Source organism: Stenotrophomonas maltophilia group sp. RNC7, from assembly GCF_030910085.1.
In the GTDB taxonomy this organism is placed as follows: Bacteria; Pseudomonadota; Gammaproteobacteria; order Xanthomonadales; family Xanthomonadaceae; genus Stenotrophomonas; species Stenotrophomonas sepilia.
Map to the genome: position 1 here is coordinate 1 of NZ_JAVFVN010000380.1, position 1,450 is coordinate 1,450.

2 protein-coding genes are annotated in these 1,450 nt (G+C 58.2%); both read right to left on the reverse strand.

Annotation, left to right across the window (positions count from 1 at the left end):
- Positions 1–68 precede the first annotated feature (68 nt).
- A complete protein-coding gene (locus RCF13_RS06680; protein WP_006466316.1) occupies positions 69–785 on the reverse strand; it encodes a L,D-transpeptidase in 717 nt (238 codons plus the stop codon).
- Between the two features lie 293 nt (positions 786–1,078).
- The coding region (locus tag RCF13_RS06685; RefSeq protein WP_308140979.1) for an HAD-IA family hydrolase at positions 1,079–1,450 on the reverse strand (372 nt) is incomplete at its 5' end.

Here is a 1,450-nt window from a genome sequence, read left to right on the forward strand (position 1 = left end):
AATAGGGCAGAAGGTTTCAGTCAAGCAAACATATTGCCCTACTGCCTTACTGCCCTATTCCCCTAACCTTACATCACCAGAATTGGTGCCTTTGCCGGAACACGATCATAGAGATCGATGATGTCCTGGTTCAGGAAGCGCACGCAGCCCGAGGAAACTGCCTTGCCGATTGACCACCATTCCGGGTTGCCGTGCAGGCGGTACAGCGTGTCCTTGCCGTCCTGGAAAATATAGAGCGCGCGGGCGCCGAGCGGGTTCTTGAGACCCGGAGCCATGCCGCCATTCTTGGCGCTGTACTGCACCAGTTCCGGCTGGCGGGCGACCATTTCATCCGGCGGAGTCCAGCGCGGCCACTGGCGCTTGTACTGGATCACGGCGCGGCCCGACCATGCAAAGCCTTCGCGGCCTATGCCGACCCCGTAGCGCATTGCCTGGCCGTTTTCGAGGACCAGATAGCAGAAGCGGTTGGCCGTATCGATGACGATCGTACCCGGCAGTTCGCCTGTCGGATCCTGCACCACCTGGCGCAGGAAGCGCTTGTCCATCTTCTGGATCGGGATTGCCGGAAGCATGAAGCCGCCATCTTCAACGGCGGCGTACATCTGTGCCCAGCCGCCATAGGATGAATCGACATTGGCCTGCGGGGTGCGGTTGATCGGGTTGCCCGACTGATCCACATCGATAATTGGAACATTCTGCCCCAACTGAGCGCAACCGGCCAGGCCGGCGGCCGCTGTTGCTGTCATTGCCGTCAGAAAGGAACGGCGGGTAAGGGTCGTTTGCATATGAAAACCAGTTTAGTGACGGGAGGAGTTACAGATACACATTCAGGGTTAACGAATTGCGACCCGACCAAATTGTGGCAGATACGCAGTGAGCGGTGAAAACGGCCTGAAACGGCTGTTTCCGGTGTTTGGTTGCACGGAAAACGCCCGAAAATTGTGGCGTACACCCGTTCTTAATGCGGCCTAATCGTGGCGAAGGCCCACCAGCATGGCTCGTGTTGCAGCCGCGACACAATTTTGGGTGCAGCGGCCAGCTTTCGATAAATCCGGCAAGTTCAAATTTTAGTGAAAACTCAATCGAGCAGTTGGAGGCTTGGCAAAATGAGCGCCGGAGCGAACTCCTTATATTCGTCGGGCTGGTTGGAACGGTTGATCCAGACCCCGCGCATGCCGAACCGCACCGCGCCCGCCACGTCCCAACGGTTCGAAGACTGGAACGAGATCGCCGACGGATAAAGCCGCCAGTGGAGGGTGATGAGTTCATAGACTGCCGGCGCGGTCTTGTACTTCCTGACTTCATCGACCGAAACCACGTCGTCGAGCAGAACATCGAGCGCCGCCGAACGGACAGCGGATTCCAGCATTGCGGGCGATCCGTTGGAGAGAATGGCGAGCCTTGCGCCCTTCTCTTTCAGGCCTTTGAGGGCCGCGGGCACTTCCGGATA

Bases quoted from the DNA above. Each gene is read 5' to 3' on its own strand.
- RCF13_RS06680 (WP_006466316.1), bottom strand. From the start codon at position 785: ATGCAAACGACCCTTACCCGCCGTTCCTTTCTGACGGCAATGACAGCA.